The organism is Candidatus Pelagibacter communis, from assembly GCF_001180165.1.
GTDB lineage: Bacteria > Pseudomonadota > Alphaproteobacteria > Pelagibacterales > Pelagibacteraceae > Pelagibacter > Pelagibacter ubique_P.
This window is the reverse complement of record NZ_CVSQ01000008.1, coordinates 1-587: the sequence shown is the minus strand read 5'-3', so window position 1 is coordinate 587 and position 587 is coordinate 1. Positions and strand designations below refer to the sequence as shown.

The 587-nt window shown below is 26.7% G+C and carries 1 pseudogene; it reads right to left on the bottom strand.

The window, feature by feature from the left end:
* Positions 1-129: 129 nt before the first annotated feature.
* Positions 130-587 (bottom strand): annotated as a pseudogene (locus tag AMN88_RS00810) (valine--tRNA ligase); the annotation flags it as partial.

The following is a 587-nucleotide window of genomic DNA, read 5'->3' as shown; positions in this document are numbered from 1 at the left end:
TAACAATAAAGGGTTTTGCTACATCTTTCTCAGTTTCCCCCATAGCATAGTAAAATGATCTGTGTGGTGCTCTATCTGCCCCTAATGATGTATGTCTACTTGGAAGTTTCTTTTTATTAAATTTAGCCATTATATACCCTTTATTGTTACTGATATTTTCTCAATATCATTCTTTAAATTATTATAATTATTTTTTTCTTGTTCAACAATCTCTTTTGGAGCACGGTCAAGAAAACTTTTATTCTCTAATCTTTGAGATATTTTATTCATCTCTTGCTGCAATCTACTTTGTTTGTTTGTTAAATTTTCTTTAATTAATTTTAAATCAACATCTTTATCAAAATAAATCTTAAACAAATCCCCAGAAACAACCATTGTAGCAGCTGGTTTATCTAAATCTTTATCAAGTATGTTATTTATTCTGCCTAGTTTTTTTAGAATAATTTCATTTGTATTAATAAAGTCTTTTTGATTTTTATTAATATTGCTTATTGATACATCAATAAATGAGCCTGGGCTTACATTTAACTCGTTTTTAAATGATCTAATCTCTGAAATAATATTGATGATATTTTCAACTTGTTCGG